Below are 18991 nucleotides of genomic sequence, written 5' to 3' on the forward strand. Positions count from 1 at the left end.
ATGGTAGCGGCCTAAGCCGCTACCTATTGTTTTATCCTTCAAACTTCATCAACATGAACAAGACATTTTTTTTTGTTTTTTCTGTCATTATTCTGATAGTTTTTTTTGCGTCTAAGCAAAAAAAAGAAGTAGTGCAAACTACTCCCAACAACAAAGAACCTGAAATGGAACCCGTTGTAAATCCTTTGAAGGGAGCAAAAGGAGAAACGGGCGCAGCCGGACCGCAAGGGGTACAAGGTCCGGCAGGAACACCGGCACCAAAGTTTTATTATGGTACAACTAATCCCGGCCCGGATCAATCTATCTATTCACAGGGAGATTTTTGGATAAACACAACGACCGGTACATTATGGGAGAAATTGAGCAATACAGGTATTCCGTTTGACCCTGACAGAGAGTATGAAATCCATGATAATTCTAACTGGTGGAAAGTGTCAACATTAAAAGGCGATAGTGCCGGAAAGGGTTACAGCCTCGCGGAAATGAAAGCAGTTCCCAATTCCGTGCTGACCAACTATCAAGCTGTCTACCTGAAAGACGATTTGAAAGAAGGTAATTACAAACTTGACGCGGCAGATACCACAACACCGGGGGATGATGTATTGACAGTTGTAACGAACAACGGGCAACGACTGAAACGGGTTATTGATACGTATTTATATCCTGAAGTGTTTGGCCCCAAAGGTGATGGGGTTAATGAGGACGGGGTAGGCTTTCAAAATTATTTGGTTGCGTTTGCTAAATACTATGCAAAACTCGACCAAGTAAGCGCCAATTATTCGGCAGAATTAGGATTCCCTGTGATCGACCTAAGAGGTCGTTGCTACAAAATAAGTCAGGAATTAACCTTGCCCACTATCGGGGGACGCAAAGCGGGACAGTTTACGATTCGGAACGGTACATTTTACATTGGTGACGGACTGGCCGCTACTGCTGATAAGTACCTTTTTCGTTTGGCAGACTGTGAAAACGTGGATTTTGAAAGTTTGATGATCTATGGAAAAGCCAACAGCATTGCAAATCGAAACGCTTTCTACGTGGCTGATACGTCTATTTCTGTGAAGTTCAACAAAGTCCGGGCCTCAGAAATCAGCCAATTCATAAAGACAGAGTTGCATACTTACGATGTTACCATTGATGGTTGTTACGTACGTAACTATGTAGACGCAACACCATCTCCTAACTTTATTGACATTCAGGGAGATGCGTTTATTAACAATACCTATCTTATCAACGTAGTAACGCCCATTGTTACCAGAGGCGGCAACAATCTCATACGAGGCAATCACCTCTACGGCGTGAAAGGACCGGTTGGTATTGATGTTTTAGAAACGTCGGTAGGTGATATTATCAGTCACAACTATTTTGACGGTTGCGCCGTTCGTGCCGACCGTTTCGGTACCGGTCTCATTCTTAATGATAACTATTTCCAGAATTTAAGCACCTATTCGGCTATTATTCTCCGCAAAACAACGGGCGCGTATCAACCTGCGAATCTTTCAATACAGGACAACCATGTACACTTTTATCAGGAACGTACACCGGAAGTTGCCAACGTAAATTTTAGTTATGATTCAGGAACGGGCATTATAACGGTCATTTCAGGACTCGTTTTAACGGACATTCACGTAGGCGGTATGTTGCAGGTAGACCCGGACCGACGTTTACAGATTTGGGATTATATCAGCGCAACACAAGCAAGGGTTAAGCAAATGGGACGCTATTATGTACCGACCGCCGCAAGCTATACAACCCGCTTAGTACCTATGGACGTTCTAATCCAAAACGGCGACGATTTGCAAACGATGAGCGACCGCCCTAACGTCTTTATACAGAATAATATTCTTACCATCAACAATACAATTGGCGGCTTTGTAGAGCATCCCGTCGTTATAAATGAACAAAGCGGCTGGTATACGCGAATAACTAAAAAACTCATTGGTGCAATGCGTTTTTTTAGCATAAACCCCTTTTCAATCATATCAGATGTGAGTGATTATGATATGTTGAAGATTACTAAAAGTGATGGTACGCTATTGGGTAAAATCGGTTATGCAATTGCAGGAGTTATACGGATTGGAACGACGAACAAAGGTTTTGTTTTCACGGATGGCCGTTTTAGTCCCGAAACGACCGACGATTTGAATTTGGGTGAAAGTTATGCACGTTGGAAAAATGCTTTTGTTAAGACCGTCCAAGCCGACAAGCTGAACATAAATACAGCTGGAGCAGCACCAGCGGCCGGCATAGTTGCGTTAGCGGGCGGTACAGCGACGGTTAATACGACCGCCGTAACTGCAAACAGTATCGTTATGATTACGAGTCAATCCGGCGCAAAGGTCGCCTCCTATCGGGTTTCGGCTCGAACAGCAGGAGCGTCCTTTGTAATCAGCTCAAGCGATAATACGGACGACAACGTAGTAGGATGGCAGTTTGTCAATTAATTAACTATTAATTCTCTGAAAAAATGGCAAAGCCACTAAAAAAACTAACCCGATTTGTAAGCAGGAATCGGGTTTTCTTTATCGCGTTGGGAGTTGCTCTAGTAGTGTACCTGATTTGGTATTACTATCAAAAGTCGAAAGTTACCACCGACACAGGCGCAAGAACGGCGGGTAAAAAATACCGCGTTAAACAGATGTATTTTGACCCGTTACGGGTGTATAAAATGCTGATGGTGATTGACACGGATAATTGGGCGAATCGTTGCCGATTGACAAAAGCAGAGGGATTAGATACCATTCAATTGGTTGTTCCTATTTCCGAAACCTTTAAAGGCAAAAGCAACTACGATTTTGCGCCCTATATAGAATTTGCCAATGTAGCCGCTGACAATGGCCTTTATATTGTTTTAAAACCGGATATACAAATTACGGGCAAAATATTGGGTAGTGTATTTACACAGGCAGATATGATGCAGGACCGGAACGGAAACCGTTTAACGGGTGCAACCTATCAACTCTCTTTTGCTTCTACCAAATGGAACGAAGTTTATAACTGGCACAATAAACTACAAAGCGAGTTTAGACCGTTTCAGGACGCGCAAATGATACCCGTTTGTTTGCCAACGTGTCACCATACACAGGAATTTGTTTATAATTACATTTGGCAGGGTGATTTTTCACCCATCGAAACGGAAAAAAGCGGTGGTTTGAATCAAATGCAAAATCTGGATTATTTGCGCTATGAGTCCTCGCAATTAAAGGAAAAATTTCATGCCATTTGCAATGAGTTTAACGGCTGGCGAATGGGATACGACGCAGGTAGTTTTTTCATTGGAAGCCATAGGGGTGTTGGTTCATTTGACTTTGAAAATATCGCCAACCATCCATCCATCAAGTTTATTAAGAACAATCCGCGAATTTTTGACAGTCCCGAATTTAACGCCGCACTTTGTCAGGACTGGAAAATAAGAACCGGTAAATTTTGGGCGGTTGAATGGACTAACGCCGATGGTGCAAACGCTGACCAACTGGCAGACCGTCACCGCGTAAGTATCCAACAGGGCGCAAACCTGTTAAGTTTTGCTTTCCATACCCCCGACAATAGCGGAGGCGGTCAGGGCTGGGAAGTATTTAAGCAAACCCGTAACCGTCTGCAAAGTACGGGCGATTGGGATAAGCCCGTACAAACGCCCCAAAGAACGGATTTACTGTCTTACTCGCTGGCCGATATTTACAACCAAAACGGCTATGAAGGCGGTTTGTTGGGTGCTTTCAATACGCTTAAAAATAATAACGGTGGTGTACTGCCTAATGTACGCTGTACAGGATAGTATTTGTTGTAAGTTTTTCCATAAATGAAAATAAAAGTCCGTACAACTTGTACGGGCTTTTATGTGATTAGTATTTCTATAAATTACGTAAATAAGCTAACCCAATGTGGAGTAATGCCAATGTTTTGCAATGCACCCAAAATTTCATCTTTTCCGGATTTAGACAATGAATGATAAGTACCAATATCTAAATTGACTACTTGCCTAATGGTACTTACTCCCACTGATTTCAAAAATTTTATTATCACCTGTCTTAAATCAAGAACCTCAATAGGAAGATCAAGAGTTTTATCTAAGTCTTCATATACTGTATTACTAGTTGCAGCGCTGTAGCTTTTATCTTCAATTTTACGAAGACGTCTGTCCATAGCTCTTACAGAGGTTAAAATTTCATTTAGAACTTCATCACCACTAGGCTTCTCAACTGTAACACTACCCTCTTCATTTGTATCCTCTAATATTTTTCTGAATTGCTCCTCAAATTTAGGCCAAAACGTATCAAAAACTTCTTGTAACACTTCATCCTTTAGTCCCTGATTATTAAGTACCAAACCACGATTAATTGAACTTACTAATTGATAAACACTTTGTTTGGTAGGAATCGTGTGATTAAATTGAGCTAGCGGGTCAAATACATCTGATGCATCTAGATCTATTAAAAATGTAAAAACCCGATTTGAAGGTAATCCTTTAGCTAATGCTCCTGCTTCGAAAAGTATCCATGGCTTATTAATATTTGATTTTGTTAAACAAACAATACCATTATTTGTCTCTGCAAGTTGACCAGCAATAGAAGTATACCATAATGAGCCTCGATCAATATCTTTTGTAGATAGCCAGGGGTTTATGTTTTGAAGAACACGTTGTAGCCAATTATTTAAAAGTTCAGCTACAAGCCTACTTCTATCTCCTGACCAGCTTATAAATACTTTCATTTTTCCTTCAATAGTTTAAATTATTCAATAATAGGTACTTAAAATTATTTTATTCCCAAAATATGCTTATGACTAGTAGAATCAGAAATTATATTTGATAACAAGAGCTTTAAATTCTTATGTTCTACCAACAAAGAATCATAAGATTTTTGAATTTTCATTTTTTCAACTGCATAATCATAGCTTTGATACTTGATTCCAAAATTAAAGCCTATTCCTATTAATATCGGTATAATAACTGTAATAATTGCAATCAGCCATTCATTGTTAATTTTATGTATAAAATTAAGCTTAGGCGCTACACCATGAGTTTTTAGGAGGGATATTGAAGTGTCTAATAAATGATTCGCCTTTTGAGAAAACTTTCTACTATCAAAATAGTCGCCAGAGGTAAAACTATAAGTTAAATTTTTTAAATTATTTATAATAGGAGTGTCAACCCCAAAATACTGCCTATAATGTTCGTTTAGTTGAGTCTCCCATATATTATAACTTCCCCAATCGGATACTTTGCTGATTTGAGAACGCAAATCCTCAAATGATTCTATTGCAGTTTTAACTTTTCTGGACATTTTATCAATGGAATAATATATCCAGCTAAAGTAATCATTTTATCATTGATTTATCGCTACTACCATGTTTCATTTAGCTTTTCATTTTGCAGGGATATACCCAGCGACCGTAAATATCTGTCTGTTTCTTCAAGGCTTGAATGGCGTAGCAATCCCTGTAACTTTCTAACGTTCACACCTGCCTCAATCGCTCGACACGCGCCCGTATGTTTCCAGCTATATAAAGTGTATTCGTATTCAGTTAAATGGCACGCTTCTAAAGCCCTGCAATGTCGATTGTAAGCGTAATTTTCGGATAGAGGCTCTTTAACAAACAAGGTCAATAGTTTACCAAAAATGAGATTATTGGGCAGGGCTTTATTTTGGTAGGTAGCCAAGATGCTTAAATAGTCCTGATAGAGCGTTTGATTTATCGGCACAATGCCGTTCTTTTTGTTTTTGGCGATACCTGACGAGACAACGATAGTTCTACGCTCCAAATTAATATCTTTCACCTGCAAGGCTTTTATTTCTTTTGGACGTATAAAGGCGTGATACTGAAAACGAGTGAACAGGTATAAAATAGGATCATTCTGAATCATCCAATCTTCAAGGATGGTTTGATGCTCTTTCGTGAAAACTTCGTGAATTTCGGTATCTTGTTCGGGTAGCCCCTTTACTTTCTCAAACGGGTCAACATCAATAAATTTAAGGGTTTTGATAATTTCAAACAATGCCCCCAAATTTATGATATTGTTGTTGGCGGTCCGGTTAACATTCCCTAAGTCGTTAATCAGGTGCGCTCGGTACTCAATGACATTACTATAATCAAACGTTTTGACTTTGGCCTTTTCCAGCCCTTTAGAGGCAAGATAACGTTTGAACTTATTGACAGTTGAATCGTAGCTATCTTTTGAAGCACCGCGCAATTCTGCCAACTTTATAGGCAATGCTTTTTCAATGGCTTCCACAATGGTTACTTCCGGTAGTCGCTGGGAAATAACTAATTCCGGTGCAGGTTCTTCGCTTTGTTGTTTGGGGAAGTGCAACCCTTTTTCAAGTAAACCGTTTATGTAGTCGCTGGTTTGCTTGCCCCAAAGTTCCCTTGCTTTCCCTGTGATGTTTGCAGGACAAAAAACCCGTTTCTTCTTTAAAGAGTTGGTTTCAAGATCAAAAGCCCAAAAATCTACAAAAGCACGTTTCCCATTACGAAACTTGCACTTTTTATAGTAGTATTTTTCGCCTTTTACCATGCCAAAATCGGTATCAAATATGGTAGCTAAAAGCAAAAACCCGCATAGAATTGCTTCTAGGCGGGTTAAGTGGTGATGGACGGAATCGAACCGCCGACACAAGGATTTTCAGTCCTTTGCTCTACCGACTGAGCTACATCACCGTGTCAGTCGCTTTCCCTATTGATTTGGGACTGCAAAGGTAGGAAAGTGCTTTTTATAACGCAACTTTTTTTGTAAAAAAAATATGCGATTTTATTCGTAATAATCGCGTTTTGAAGGTAACTGTACTGTTTTACAGTTGATAAGGCAAATAGAAATTTATTCGCCTCCCACAAAATCGCGGTATATACTGCATTCTTCCAACACCTCTTTGGTGTATTGGGTGTTGGCGTACTTGCTGCGCAACAGGGCAAAGTACTTGCCGAGGCGTTTCTTTTCTTCCGTATTCATGCGTTTTTGGAAGGCGGTTTGTTCGTCTTCGCCGTAGCCCAAATCGCGACCTTCAGCAGCTTGGTAGATAAAAAAAGCACTTTGCTCACAGAGCGCCGCTCCAAAGGCTGCCTTGGCGGCCAATTCTGTGTCTTTGGATTGCATGGCTTTCTCAAAATAGGTACGCGCTTTGGTCATTACATAATAGTCCTGACCTGAGAGATCTTGTGGCGGGTACATGTATTGGTATTCCGTACTGCTCCACTGGCGGCGAGAAAGAATCCAACTGTTGCCCCAATACCCGATGTTGTAAGCCCCACAGCCCAATAGATAGGCTGCCTTAGCATCCCCTTTGTTCATTTGGCTTTCCAACTCAGCCATGCGTTTCGCAAACGTGGCGGGGGTGAGCGTATGGGTTGGATTTTCGCCGTTATTGGGAGAAAGGTGAAAGGGGTTTTCGTTGAAGTAGGTCGGAAAAACGGAGGTTTCGGCAGTCCAGGCAGTAGGATTTACTTTTTCGAAAGCAGCGGCGGATTTGGCGTATTGATGTTCATTTAGGTATTTACGCCCCAGCACTACATACAGGTAGTTTGCATCTACGCCCGATAATTTTATCAAACGTTTGTCAAAATCGGTGAGGGAAGGCCCTTGCAAGTATTGAATTACTTGCTCAATGGTCTCCGTGGATGCGCTGTCTTCGACGGCGTATCGGTCGTTATTGGTCGCAAAAACGGGCACATATGCATCGCCGTTTTGAGGGCGAGATTGCCAACTGGATGCTGATTCCAACAAAAATGCTTTAGCCAAATTCGCAGAGGATACATCGCCTGATTTTTTGCTGCAACCCGAAAGAAAACCGCCCGATTTTTTTTCATCAATTGGTTGACCTCGGTACATTTTAGCGAGCAAGCCGCAAGCGCGTGTATAGGCGTTGACCAAACGGAAATTGTCGGAACCATTGAATTGCTCCAACATACTGATGGCCTGCATTTCAAATTCGGGCGTAATGGCCTCCTGTTTAGCAATCAAAAGCAACATTTGCTGAGTAACCATTTGCTGCTTTAGGAACTCGTTTTGTGTAGATTGGGCCTGCGCTTTGGTCAGATATTCGCCGGCTTGATCATATTCTTTGTTCACGTACGCCAAATACGAGGCAGCCGTGTACCAAAATGCAGGATTGTTGAGGTTTTTGTTTTCGGCACAGTCGACCGTAAATGATTTTAATTCTTCGAAATATGAAGGAGAATCTTTGCGGTGCGCTTCAAAAGCCAGTGTATCTTCGGTATAAGGAATTTCGCCCAATGAATAATATTCGGTTTTGTTGATCTCACGTGCAGCAATAAGTTCAATAAGGCTGTTTTTGGGATTCAGCTCTACCGTTTTTTTTAGAAAAGGTAAACCTTCTTCAAACGGTTGAATGGCGCAGAGCGCGTATACAGCAGCTTTTTCGGTGTCATTCTGACAATAGCTTAAGGCTTTTTCCTGAAACGTAATGCCTTTCATGCGCAAACTCAGATCGGCCTCGCGGCGGCGTGAAGGACAACGTTCAAATACTTGTGCAAATTCGTAAATGGATTTGGCTGTATCGCCCATTGCCATACTTGCTCCCGCGCGACGGGCGAAGGCCCAATCGCTGATGAATGTTTTGGTTTTAAGTGGCTTGATCAGTTCGTCGTATAATTTAACACAGGCGTCGGGTTGTTGGAGCATCATGGCCAATTTTACCGCCTGAAAGCCGTAGCGTTCCTTCAAAAAGCCATCGGTAGCGGTGCGGGCACTTTGTTTTGCTTTTTCGTAAGATTCTACCAAAACCAACGAATCCTTGCTGCCTTCTTCCCATGAATAAGTGGCAGGTCGATAAGCATTGTCGGCTGTTTTTGCCAATTGCAGGTATGCAATTGCGGCTTTGTTGCCTTTCAGCAACAGGCGATTGGTAAGCGTATTGTCCGTTTTGTCGGAGTAAAGATAGTTGTAGGCGGTTTCATTGGAAACGCCTGCATAAGTGGCCCAAGCTTCGGCGTTGGTATTTTCGTCGAGGCGAAGCGAATCGCTGTATTCGTCCAGATACAGAAATTGTTGGGTATAATGATAGCGTCCGTCGCCGGCCAATGTGATGGCACTTTCGGGGAGAAAATAGCTCGTAAATTCGTTTAGATCAGCGGGGCCGCCGGCACATGCCAACAGTAAAAGCACGGCAATTGTTTTAGCGGAAGGCTTTAAATAGTTGTTGAATCGGGTCTTGAATTTCGTTCCTTTGGGGGAGGAAAACGTTGGTAATTGGAAGGGCATAATAGCTGAGATTTAGGGAATCCAAGTGATATAACGCAAAGGTAACTTTTGTATTTTGAATTTCTTGGACTAAGGTTTGGGTACTTATTTTTAGGTTGTCAACGGTACTTTCTTCCACCCGGAACAGGTCGCCGCGATGTACAGGAATACCGAAAAAAGTACCGTTTTGTCGGGCAATGTATGCGTTGGGAAGTTTCGATTTCTTAAAGTTTCGATTTGTCAATAATTGCTTGTGTGTAAGGTGGTTGACGAATCGTAAAAAGCGCCCGTTACGGTACACGACCGCCCATCGAAACACAGGAAGTACCAGATCCAAGGGCAACGGATAAGCCGAAACATAATCGGCGTAGCGCCCCGCAACGGTCAGGTCTAAAATGGAGTTTTCCGTCTTGGGATTTTTCCAGTCGTCCATGTTATAATACATCAACATTCCGCGCTCCACGGGCGGTACGCCGGTAGTTCGGTAAAACTTGATCTGATGAAGACGAATGGTGGCAGAAAGGCGCGTGGCAGTAGGCAATTTCTTTTTTAGTTGCACCAATAACCGAAAATACTTGGCACGGGTCGCCACAGACCAATCGCAGTCGATTTGGATTTCCTTCGGCACAGAAAGCGAGTCAGGGTTGATTCGTGGGATGAGATCGTTGATCTTGTTGGTTATATTTTCTGCCAATTCATCCACACCACCCCACGAGAGTTTTTCGAGCGTGCGATTGGTAACAAATACCGTAGGGGTAACCTCTAACAGCGGATTCTCGACAAAACGAATGGCTGCTTTTGGTACTGCCCGGCGCGTTGAAGCATCCCAGTCTACGTCAAAAAATTTGATGTATAACCGCTGAATAGCATAGCGTTTAAGCACTTGTTTCTCATATTCAGTGAGTTGAAAGGAGGATTTCCAATAGTAAAAAGCACGGGTTACCTGTTTTGGCGTCGGTGAAATGTCAGGAGCAAAATACCGCAGATACCACGCATCGGCTTTTCCTAAATACTGCGTTACCGGATCAAAAGAACCTTGATGGTATTGACGCAAATAATGAATAGGATAGGGGGTGAAATCCGTTATTTTTTTGTCCGCAATGGCGGAATAAGGACGTTTATAGAACCATCGAAGGTGCTGTTTGAGTGGTAATAAGGTACAGAGAATAAGTGTGGCAAAGAGCAAAGGCTTTTTAAAAGAAAGGGTACTGATGCCCCAACAAATAACGAGCAGCGCCGGTAAACAGGCACGGCGTGACAAATCGTTGAAATGTCCGTAACGATAAAGGGCCAATCCCAAAAGTACAGACAATGCACAAAGCAACAACCCAAAGTTCTGTTTTGAGATCGCTTTATTTTTATAAAAAATCCCAATAATTGCTCCCCAAATCCCGATTTCCAAGAGGATAAACACAAGTAAAAAAACAACGCCTTTGGGCGTTTTGAAAAATATCCACCACCAGCCATGAGCCTCATTAAGAGAAACATGACCCGCATAAAATACCAAGGCAGGAATAGCGATCAACAACGTGTAAAAGACAAAACGCGGATAGTTACCGGTGGAATAATCAGCCGTTTTTTTGACAAAAAAGAAATAGATCGCCAACGGAAGAAAGCCGACTGCAACCAACGGCGACCAATAGAGTAGAACAACAAATAGAACAAAAGGTAAAAAGAGTAGGGTAGGCTTTGATTCTTTTTGCCAAAATATTAGCAGCGTCCCGGTAGTCAACCATGCGGGAAGGGCATGTTGCGGCGTGGCAATAAACGACTCTATAAAACTGTGAAACAAAAGTCCGCCCGGTGATTGAACCAACTCAATGGTATGGTCATTGTACCAAACATCGTTGAGAAAAGCCAAAGAATCAGGCGCTTTGAACGCGTCATAGATGAGTAAAATGGCTTCGGGACTGTTGAAAAACAAAAATAATCCGACCAATTTCCAACCATTTAATTTATGCAAAAGGATAAATAACAACCCAAGTCCCGTCCAAGTCCAACCGAAAATAAAATAGTGCACATAAGGCAGGCCTCCGACCCAACGCGCAAGCAATGCCGGCGGTAAATAATATGCATGATAATAGCAGAAGTAAGAGCCGTCGGCATAACGAACGGGCCAGTCGTAGCGTACTAAATTATTGAAAATCAGGTTGTGCTTGTAATAATCAAAATGCTGAGGTCGAAATTCGCCCACACCGGCGAGATACGTCCAAATAAAAGCAAGAAACAGACAGGCAAGAGGAATGATCAGCTCTTTTTTTGAAAACCCGGTGAAGATAGCATTGTACGAAGAACGCCAAAAAATACCGTAAAAATAAACTGACGCAATCGTTGGCGGCAGTGCTACCCACCAATCAAACCAACCCCACCAAAAAATGAAAAGGGGCAGCGAAAGATACAGCAGAATAAGGGTGACAGTTTTCATTGTTTGGGAATGCGGGCAAAGATAGCCGGCCAATCATAAATTAACCACCTCACGGCGTTCTTTTGATTTTTAGGTCTTTGTCGTTATTTTCGTAAAAAAATAACGATTCTTCATGCGTTTGCCTGTTTATTTGGATTACAATGCCACTACGCCCGTTGACCCACGCGTGTTGGAAGTGATGTTGCCGTGGTTTACCGAAAACTTTGGAAATGCGGCCAGTCGCACGCACCTTTATGGTTGGACTGCCGAAGAAGCGGTGGCAACGGCGCGCAAACAAGTGGCAAAATTGCTCCGTGCCAACCCCAAAGAAGTGGCTTTTACGAGCGGAGCAACGGAGGCTAATAACTTGGCAATCAAAGGAGTATTTGAGAGATATTCGTACAAAGGAAAACATATTATTACGCTTGCTACAGAACACAAAGCGGTATTGGATACCTGCCATCATTTGGAGCAATTGGGTGCTGAAGTAACTTATTTAATTCCTGCTACTGATGGACTTATCACGCCGCAACAGGTGGCGGATGTTATGCGACCTGATACGATTTTGGTGTCAGTGATGTACGCTAACAACGAAATCGGCGTCATTCAGCCGATCCGTGAATTGGCAACTATCGCACACAATGGCGGGGCTTTATTTCATACTGATGCGACGCAGGCCGTTGGGAAATTGCCGATTGATATGGCAGAGGAAGGAATTGATCTGCTGAGTTTGTCGGCGCATAAATTGTACGGCCCCAAAGGCATCGGAGCGTTGGCGGTGCGACAGGGAATAGATATCATCGCGCAGATGGACGGGGGAGGGCATGAGCGCGGCCGCCGCTCGGGTACGCTCAATGTGCCGGGAATTGTGGGATTGGGAAAAGCCTGTGAAATCGCCCAAAAAGAAATGACCGGTGAAACCGCACGTCTCGCGTTACTGCGCGACTGTTTGGAAAAGGGTATTTTAGCAAATATTCCTCACACATTTGTCAACGGACATATGCAGCATCGTTTGGCGCATTTGACCAATATTTGTTTTGAACACGTAGACGGCGAAAATCTCCTTTTGAGCCTGAAAGACATTGCCGTATCGACCGGCTCGGCCTGTACTTCGGCGTCGGTGTTACCTTCGTATATTCTGAAGATTTTGGGCCTTACCGACGATCAGGCGTATGCTTCACTGCGGTTTAGTTTAGGCCGTTTTACCACCAAAGAAGAAATTGATTTTGCCCTTCAGCATATTATAGAAGTAGTAGAGCGAATGCGGGTGCAAAGTGCGGTTTGAGGTTAATTGAACGCTGATGTTCATGATTTTTAAGAGTAATTTATGATTCATAACAATCTTAAACATCAGCGTTCTGTTTTTGTTATGCCAGCATCAACTGCATAAAAACCAAATCAAGCCATCGGCCGAACTTATACCCCACTTCACGAAAACGCCCCATTTCAGTAAACCCAAGTTGTTCGTGGAAATGATAACTTCCCTGATTAGAGGAATCGATTCCCGCGATCATCGTATGGTAGCCATCTTTTTTTGCACGGTCGATCAACGTATTCAATAATTGCTTCCCGATTCCCCGGCCGCGAAAATCTTTATGGACGTAAATGGCATTTTCGACGCTGAATTTGTACGCGTCGCATATTCTAAAGGTATCGAAGGAGCTGTACGCCACGGCTTTATGGTCAACCTCGCACACAAAGATCGGCATCTTATCCAGCCGCTTTTTGATGAACCATTGATGCAGCGTTGCATTGGTATGAGCATCATAGGCATACATGGAAGTAGTATTAAGAATAGCCTCGTTCATGATGTCCAGAATGACCGGTAAATCCCTCGACTTTGCTTCTCGGATCAGCATAATGAAATGATATATGGTGTTAACCTCTTCAGACTTGGAAAGTCTTTTAAACTTTCCAAGTATTCCTAAAAAAGTGTTCCACCTCTACCTGCTACACCTGAAAGATCTGAATATTATTACCGCAGGTATCGTCAAAAACGGCCAACATTGCGCCGCCCATGCGGGTGGGTTTCATGCTGAAAACGACGCCTGCTTTTTCCAATCGTTCGTACTCTTTTTCAATGTCGTCTACGTTGAAAGCTGTGAGCGGAATTCCTGCTTCATAAAGTGCTTTTTGAAACGTTTGGGCGGGTGGAAAACTAACCGGTTCGAGGACCAATTCCACCCCGTTTTGTTCTTCACTCGATACCACCGTCAGCCACTTGTGCTCTCCCATCGGGATTTCCGTTTTTTTGACAAAACCCAACACTTCTGTATAAAATCGAAGGGCTTTTTCCTGATCGTCAACCATAAGACTTGTAAGTCGAATCTTCATTGTGCTGTGTTTAGTTAGTAGAAACACAAAGGTCAGAATTACCGTTGGGTTGGGCGTCTTGAAAATTGCTTTTTTTCAACGAAAGGAAAAAAGGCAGGAATCGTAGCGGTGACTGCGAAATGAGAGATTGAGACGAAAGCTTGGTTCGGTAGGCGGTGGGAGTGACGCCGGTATATCGTTTGAAAAGCCCTTTGAATGAGCTAACGCTGTCAAATCCTACTGCAAAGCAAATCTCGGCAATGCTGAGATCGGTTTGCAGAAACAGTTTGGCCTGTTCAATACGAACTTCGGTCAGGTATTGGTGGGGCGTTTTTCCGTAAATGAGTTTGAAAAGCCGTAAGAAATGAAACTTAGAAACATAGGCTTCTTTGGCCATGTCCTGTAATGCGATCGGGTCATTAAAGTGGCTGTCAATGAATTGTTTAGCCCGAATGACTTGTGTGCATAAGTAGTCTTTAGGGAACACTTTGGCTCGGATAGCAATAAATTGTTGTTGATAAAAAGTCATTTTGGGTGGAAAGGTTTGCCCAAATTTAGCCGGTTTTTGGGGACTAACAGCCTCTAAATGCAATGGCATGCTTATTTTGGCAAGATGATGTAAATGTTTAATTATTCAAACAGAAAAGTCATGGAAAATTCAAAAGGCCCCGCCAAAACCAAAGAAGATTTTAGAGAAATGGTGAAAGATATCCGCGTTGCGATGCTGTGTACCCACAGCGCAGACGGACACATTCACAGCCGTCCAATGGGGACATCCGATGTGGATAAGGACGGGAATATCTGGTTTTTTTCGAAAGAATCATCAGAGAAAATTGATGAAATCGAAGACAATCCCGATGTCTGTGTGTGTTACTCACAACCCGACGACAATACGTATGTATGCGTGATGGGTGCGGCCAAAATCGTGCATGATCCTAAAAAAATAGACGAATTGTGGAATCCGATGATCAAAGTATGGTTTCCGGAAGGAAAGGACGATCCTGAATTATTATTGATTAAAGTTGATCCACACTCGGCAGAATATTGGGACAGTTCTTCCAGTAAAATGGTTGTTTTGTTCAATATGGCCAAAGCACTCGTTACGGGAAAAGAATACGAAGAAGGAGAATACGGTACTATAAAATTATAGATTCGTCAACCCGGCCACAAACAAAAACGCACAGGACCTGCCCTGTGCATTTTTTGTTTGTGGCGTTGATTTTACTAATCATAATTCAATACGGGCGAAAGCCATTTTTCGGCTTCTTCGAGCGTCATGCCTTTGCGGGCGGCGTAATCCTGTACTTGATCTTTGGCAATTTTGCCAAGGGCAAAATACCGCGAATCCGGATGGGCAAAATACCAACCACTAACCGAACTCGCCGGATACATGGCAAAACTTTCCGTCAAATGAATTCCTATTTGTGCTTCGGCATCGAGCAGATCAAATAATGTACGTTTCTCCGTATGTTCAGGGCAGGCAGGATAGCCGGGAGCGGGGCGAATACCTTGGTATTTTTCAGAGATCAATTCCTCATTGGAAAGTGTTTCGTCTTTCACATATCCCCAATATTCTTTGCGTACGCGTTCGTGCATGAGTTCGGTAAATGCCTCAGCCAAACGGTCGGCGACGGCTTTGAGCATAATGCTGTTGTAGTCGTCGTGGTCGGCTTCGTATTTTTCCAATAATGTTTCAATTCCAATGCCTGTTGTGACCGCGAACGCACCGATATAGTCGGTTTGTGACCGCTCGGTGGGGTTTGTAATCCCACCGTTTACTGACTCGGGTTTAGAACCCGATAACGGCATAATATAATCTGATAGGCACAAATTCGGCAAATTGGCCGCTTTTTGGTTTTGCTGGCGCAGGTGATGCAGGACGGTTTGGGCGGATTGAAAATCCGCTTCCGTTTTCTTCGAGATTGCAAATCCCGAAGAGCTTGAATGTTCTACCGTTGAAACGCGGTATTCGGTGCGTTTTTGCTGTCCCTGTCCGGCAAAACCTACTTCCACTTCTTCAAAATCGTGCAACACAATGTCATCGCCTACGGAGTTGGCAGGATAAAATCCAATGACGGCGTTGGCCTTCAGTGATTTATTTTTGATGATCTCGGCCAACATTGCCTTGGCATCGTTGTAGAGTTTTGTGGCTTCTGCACCCACAACTGCATCGTCAAATATTTTTGGATACTTCCCGTGTAACTGCCATGTTTGGAAGAAAGGGGTCCAGTCAATGTATTTGGCAATTTCCTCAAGCGGATAGTCGTAGAAGTATTTGTTGCCCAAAAACTTAGGTTTGGTTGGCGTGAACGACGTCCAATCTATCTTCGTTTTGTTGGCACGGGCGGCTTCGATACTTAACGCTTCTTTAACCTGTTGGCGTTTGGCGTGGTCTTCACGAAGTTTGGCGTATTCTTTCTTAATATCGGCCAACGTATCGGCAAAAGTGGTTTCGTTTTGGGTTAATTTTCCCGCCACAGGTACCGCGCGGCTGGCGTCTAAAACGTGAATGACTGGCCCTGAATAATGTGGGTCAATTTTTACGGCGGTATGAATGCGTGAAGTAGTGGCGCCGCCAATCAGCAATGGCACTTTAAAGCCCTGACGCTCCATTTCTTTCGCCACACCCACCATTTCATCAAGCGAAGGCGTGATTAGGCCTGACAGTCCGATGATATCTACGTTATGTTCTTTGGCGGCAGCCAGGATCTTATCGGTCGGCACCATTACGCCGAGGTCAATGATCTCATAGTTGTTACATCCCAATACTACGCCCACGATGTTTTTACCGATGTCGTGCACGTCACCTTTTACAGTTGCCAACAAAATTTTAGAAATAGAAGCCTCTGTTTCCGACGGAAAGGCTTTCTTTTCTTCTTCAATGAAAGGCAAAAGGTAAGCAACGGCTTTTTTCATCACCCGTGCCGATTTTACGACCTGCGGTAAAAACATTTTGCCTTCGCCAAACAGATCGCCCACCACATTCATCCCGTCCATGAGCGGCCCTTCGATGACGTGCAATGGCTTATCAGACGATTGACGCGCTTCTTCAACGTCTTGATCAATAAATTCGGTCAAGCCTTTGATGAGTGCGTGTTCCAAACGTTTCGAAACGGTCTGTTCGCGCCAAACATTGTCCACTACCACTTCTTTGCCTTTTGATTTAAACGTTTCGGCAAAAGTTACCATGCGTTCGGCGGCATCGGGGCGGCGATTTAAAATAAGGTCTTCACAGTGTTCCAACAGCTCTTTAGGCAGATCATCATATACGCCTAATTGGCCTGCGTTCACGATTCCCATGTCCATACCCGCTTTGATGGCATAGTACAAAAACACGGTATGAATCGCCTCGCGTACAGGTTCATTACCTCGAAACGAAAACGATACATTCGATACGCCCCCGCTTACTTTGGCATAAGGTAAATGCTCTTTGATCCAGCGCGTAGCATTGATAAAGTCTACCGCGTAGTTGTTATGTTCTTCAATACCCGTTCCAACGGTCAGGATATTGGGGTCGAAAATAATGTCTTGAGGTGGGAAGTCGACTTTGTTAACCAAAATCCAATAAGCCCGTTCGCAAATTTCAATTCTGCGCTCATAATTGTCTGCTTGTCCCTGCTCGTCAAAGGCCATCACGACTACCGCCGCGCCATAGCGTTTTACTTTTTGGGCAGACTCAATGAATTTTTCTTCGCCCTCTTTCAGCGAAATGGAGTTAACAATGGCTTTACCCTGCAAACATTTCAAACCGGATTCAATGACCTCCCATTTTGACGAGTCTACCATGAACGGTACGCGGGCAATATCCGGCTCGGCCATGAGCAGGTTACAGAATTTATTCATGGCCTGTACACCATCGATCATTCCCTCATCAAGGTTAATATCAATGATTTGTGCCCCATTTTCAACTTGCTCACGCGCCACGGCAAGAGCAGCATCGTAATTTCCTTCCCGAATCAAACGGGCAAATTTCTTAGAACCTGTTACGTTACAACGCTCACCAACGTTGACGAAATTGATATTTTCGGTAATGTTAAACGGCTCTAGACCAGACAGTTTCTGAACATGGTCAGCTTCCGGAACATCACGCGGTTGATAGTTGGCGGTCACTTGAGCAATGGCCTTGATGTGCGCGGGCGTGGTACCGCAGCAACCACCGATGATGTTTAGAAAATTATCTTTTAAAAATCCTTCGACAATCGCCGCCATTTCTTCAGGGCTTTGGTCGTACTCACCCATTTCGTTGGGTAAGCCCGCATTAGGGTGCGCCGAAGTCATGAAAGGTGCTTTTTGGGCCAACGTTTGCACATACGGACGCATCAAGTCAGCTCCCAGGGCGCAGTTCAGACCTACCGACAGCAATGGAATATGGGAGATCGAGGTCAGGAAGGCTTCGGTCGTTTGTCCGGAAAGCGTCCGGCCGGAAGCATCGGTGATTGTCCCCGAAATCATAACAGGCAACGGTGATTTTCCGGTGTTTTTGAAGAAGAGATCGACCGCAAACAGCGCTGCTTTGGCGTTGAGTGTATCAAAAATTGTTTCGATCAAAAGCACATCCGTTCCGCCATCAACTAACCCCCGCACTTGTTCGGTATAGGCTTCCACCAACTCATCAAACGTAACGGCACGATAACCCGGGTCATTTACATCGGGCGAGAGTGAAAGGGTACGGTTGGTAGGGCCGATGGAACCTGCCACAAAGCGTGGTTTGTCGGGATTCATGGCCGTGTACTTGGCGCAAGCCTCCCGCGCCAAACGCGCCGATTCGTAGTTGAGTTCATAGACCAGATCTTCCATGTGGTAGTCGGCCATAGCAATAGATGTGCCGCTGAAAGTATTGGTTTCAATAATGTCGGCGCCTGCTTCGAGGTAAGCTTCGTGAATTTCCTGAATTACATCGGGGCGCGTGAGCGACAATAGGTCGTTGTTGCCCTGTACTTCGTGCGGAAAGTCTTTAAACCGCTCGCCGCGATAATCGGCGTCGGTCAATTTATAACGCTGGATCATCGAACCCATCGCGCCGTCAAGTACGAGGATACGAGATTTTAGGATTTCCTGAATGTTCGGGTTTTGCATGTTAC

The 18991-nt window shown here is 43.8% G+C and carries 13 protein-coding genes and 1 tRNA gene; 4 read left to right on the plus strand and 10 right to left on the minus strand.

The genetic code is table 11. From position 1 onward, the window contains the following. The first annotated feature begins 53 nt into the window (after nt 1-53). Both ACQY73_RS33480 and ACQY73_RS33485 read left to right on the plus strand, forming a co-directional pair. Nucleotides 54-2444: a hypothetical protein gene (locus tag ACQY73_RS33480; protein ID WP_428658974.1), complete on the plus strand. Its 2391-nt coding sequence runs from the start codon at nt 54-56 to the stop codon at nt 2442-2444. 23 nt (nt 2445-2467) lie between these two features. After that, complete coding sequence (locus ACQY73_RS33485) at nt 2468-3775, plus strand: hypothetical protein (RefSeq protein ID WP_428658977.1); 1308 nt, start codon at nt 2468-2470, stop codon at nt 3773-3775. Nucleotides 3776-3858: 83 nt separating this feature from the next. On the opposite strand, the gene ACQY73_RS33490 is transcribed toward ACQY73_RS33485, so the two are convergent. From ACQY73_RS33490 to ACQY73_RS33515, 6 genes are all read right to left on the minus strand, one after another. After that, nucleotides 3859-4710 carry a toll/interleukin-1 receptor domain-containing protein gene (locus tag ACQY73_RS33490; protein ID WP_428658980.1) on the minus strand — a complete coding sequence of 284 codons (852 nt, stop codon included), beginning with the start codon at nt 4708-4710 and terminating at the stop codon, nt 3859-3861. A 44-nt stretch (nt 4711-4754) separates the two neighbouring features. Then, entirely contained in the window at nt 4755-5282 is a 528-nt protein-coding gene (locus tag ACQY73_RS33495) for a hypothetical protein (protein ID WP_428658983.1), read from the minus strand. A gap of 59 nt (nt 5283-5341) precedes the next feature. Further along, a complete protein-coding gene (locus ACQY73_RS33500; protein WP_428658986.1) occupies nt 5342-6550 on the minus strand; it encodes a tyrosine-type recombinase/integrase in 1209 nt (402 codons plus the stop codon). A 34-nt stretch (nt 6551-6584) separates the two neighbouring features. Beyond that, a tRNA-Phe gene (locus tag ACQY73_RS33505) sits at nt 6585-6657 on the minus strand. Nucleotides 6658-6814: 157 nt separating this feature from the next. Next, on the minus strand, nt 6815-9214 hold the full coding sequence (locus tag ACQY73_RS33510) for a hypothetical protein (protein ID WP_428658989.1): 2400 nt from the start codon (nt 9212-9214) through the stop codon (nt 6815-6817). Further along, nucleotides 9129-11618 (minus strand): hypothetical protein, encoded by a 2490-nt coding sequence (locus ACQY73_RS33515; RefSeq protein ID WP_428658992.1) that lies wholly within the window; start codon nt 11616-11618, stop codon nt 9129-9131. Before ACQY73_RS33515 ends, ACQY73_RS33510 begins: the two co-directional genes overlap by 86 nt. A 112-nt stretch (nt 11619-11730) precedes the next feature. On the opposite strand from ACQY73_RS33515, the gene ACQY73_RS33520 reads away from it, so the two are divergent. Then, nucleotides 11731-12882, plus strand: a complete 1152-nt coding sequence (locus ACQY73_RS33520; RefSeq protein WP_428658995.1) for a cysteine desulfurase family protein — start codon at nt 11731-11733, stop codon at nt 12880-12882. Between the two features lie 82 nt (nt 12883-12964). Here the strand turns inward: ACQY73_RS33520 and ACQY73_RS33525 are convergent, their stop codons facing one another. The 3 genes from ACQY73_RS33525 to ACQY73_RS33535 form a co-directional block, all read right to left on the minus strand. After that, the gene (locus ACQY73_RS33525) at nt 12965-13456 is read right to left on the minus strand and encodes an N-acetyltransferase family protein (RefSeq protein ID WP_428658999.1); all 492 of its coding nucleotides are present in this window, start codon (nt 13454-13456) and stop codon (nt 12965-12967) included. A 91-nt stretch (nt 13457-13547) separates the two neighbouring features. Next, the gene (locus ACQY73_RS33530) at nt 13548-13931 is read right to left on the minus strand and encodes a VOC family protein (protein ID WP_428659002.1); all 384 of its coding nucleotides are present in this window, start codon (nt 13929-13931) and stop codon (nt 13548-13550) included. 10 nt (nt 13932-13941) lie between these two features. Beyond that, nucleotides 13942-14439, minus strand: coding sequence for an AraC family transcriptional regulator (locus tag ACQY73_RS33535; RefSeq protein WP_428659004.1), 498 nt, complete (start codon nt 14437-14439; stop codon nt 13942-13944). Between the two features lie 120 nt (nt 14440-14559). Between ACQY73_RS33535 and ACQY73_RS33540 the strand changes: the two genes are divergently transcribed. Then, a complete protein-coding gene (locus ACQY73_RS33540) occupies nt 14560-15060 on the plus strand; it encodes a pyridoxamine 5'-phosphate oxidase family protein (RefSeq protein WP_428659007.1) in 501 nt (166 codons plus the stop codon). A 74-nt stretch (nt 15061-15134) separates the two neighbouring features. Here ACQY73_RS33540 and metH read toward each other — a convergent pair whose 3' ends face one another. After that, complete coding sequence (gene metH / locus ACQY73_RS33545; protein ID WP_428659010.1) at nt 15135-18986, minus strand: methionine synthase; 3852 nt, start codon at nt 18984-18986, stop codon at nt 15135-15137. Between the last annotated feature and the right edge of the window lie 5 nt (nt 18987-18991).

The sequence above is a fragment of the Runella sp. genome, from assembly GCF_965279615.1.
Classification (GTDB): Bacteria; Bacteroidota; Bacteroidia; order Cytophagales; family Spirosomataceae; genus Runella.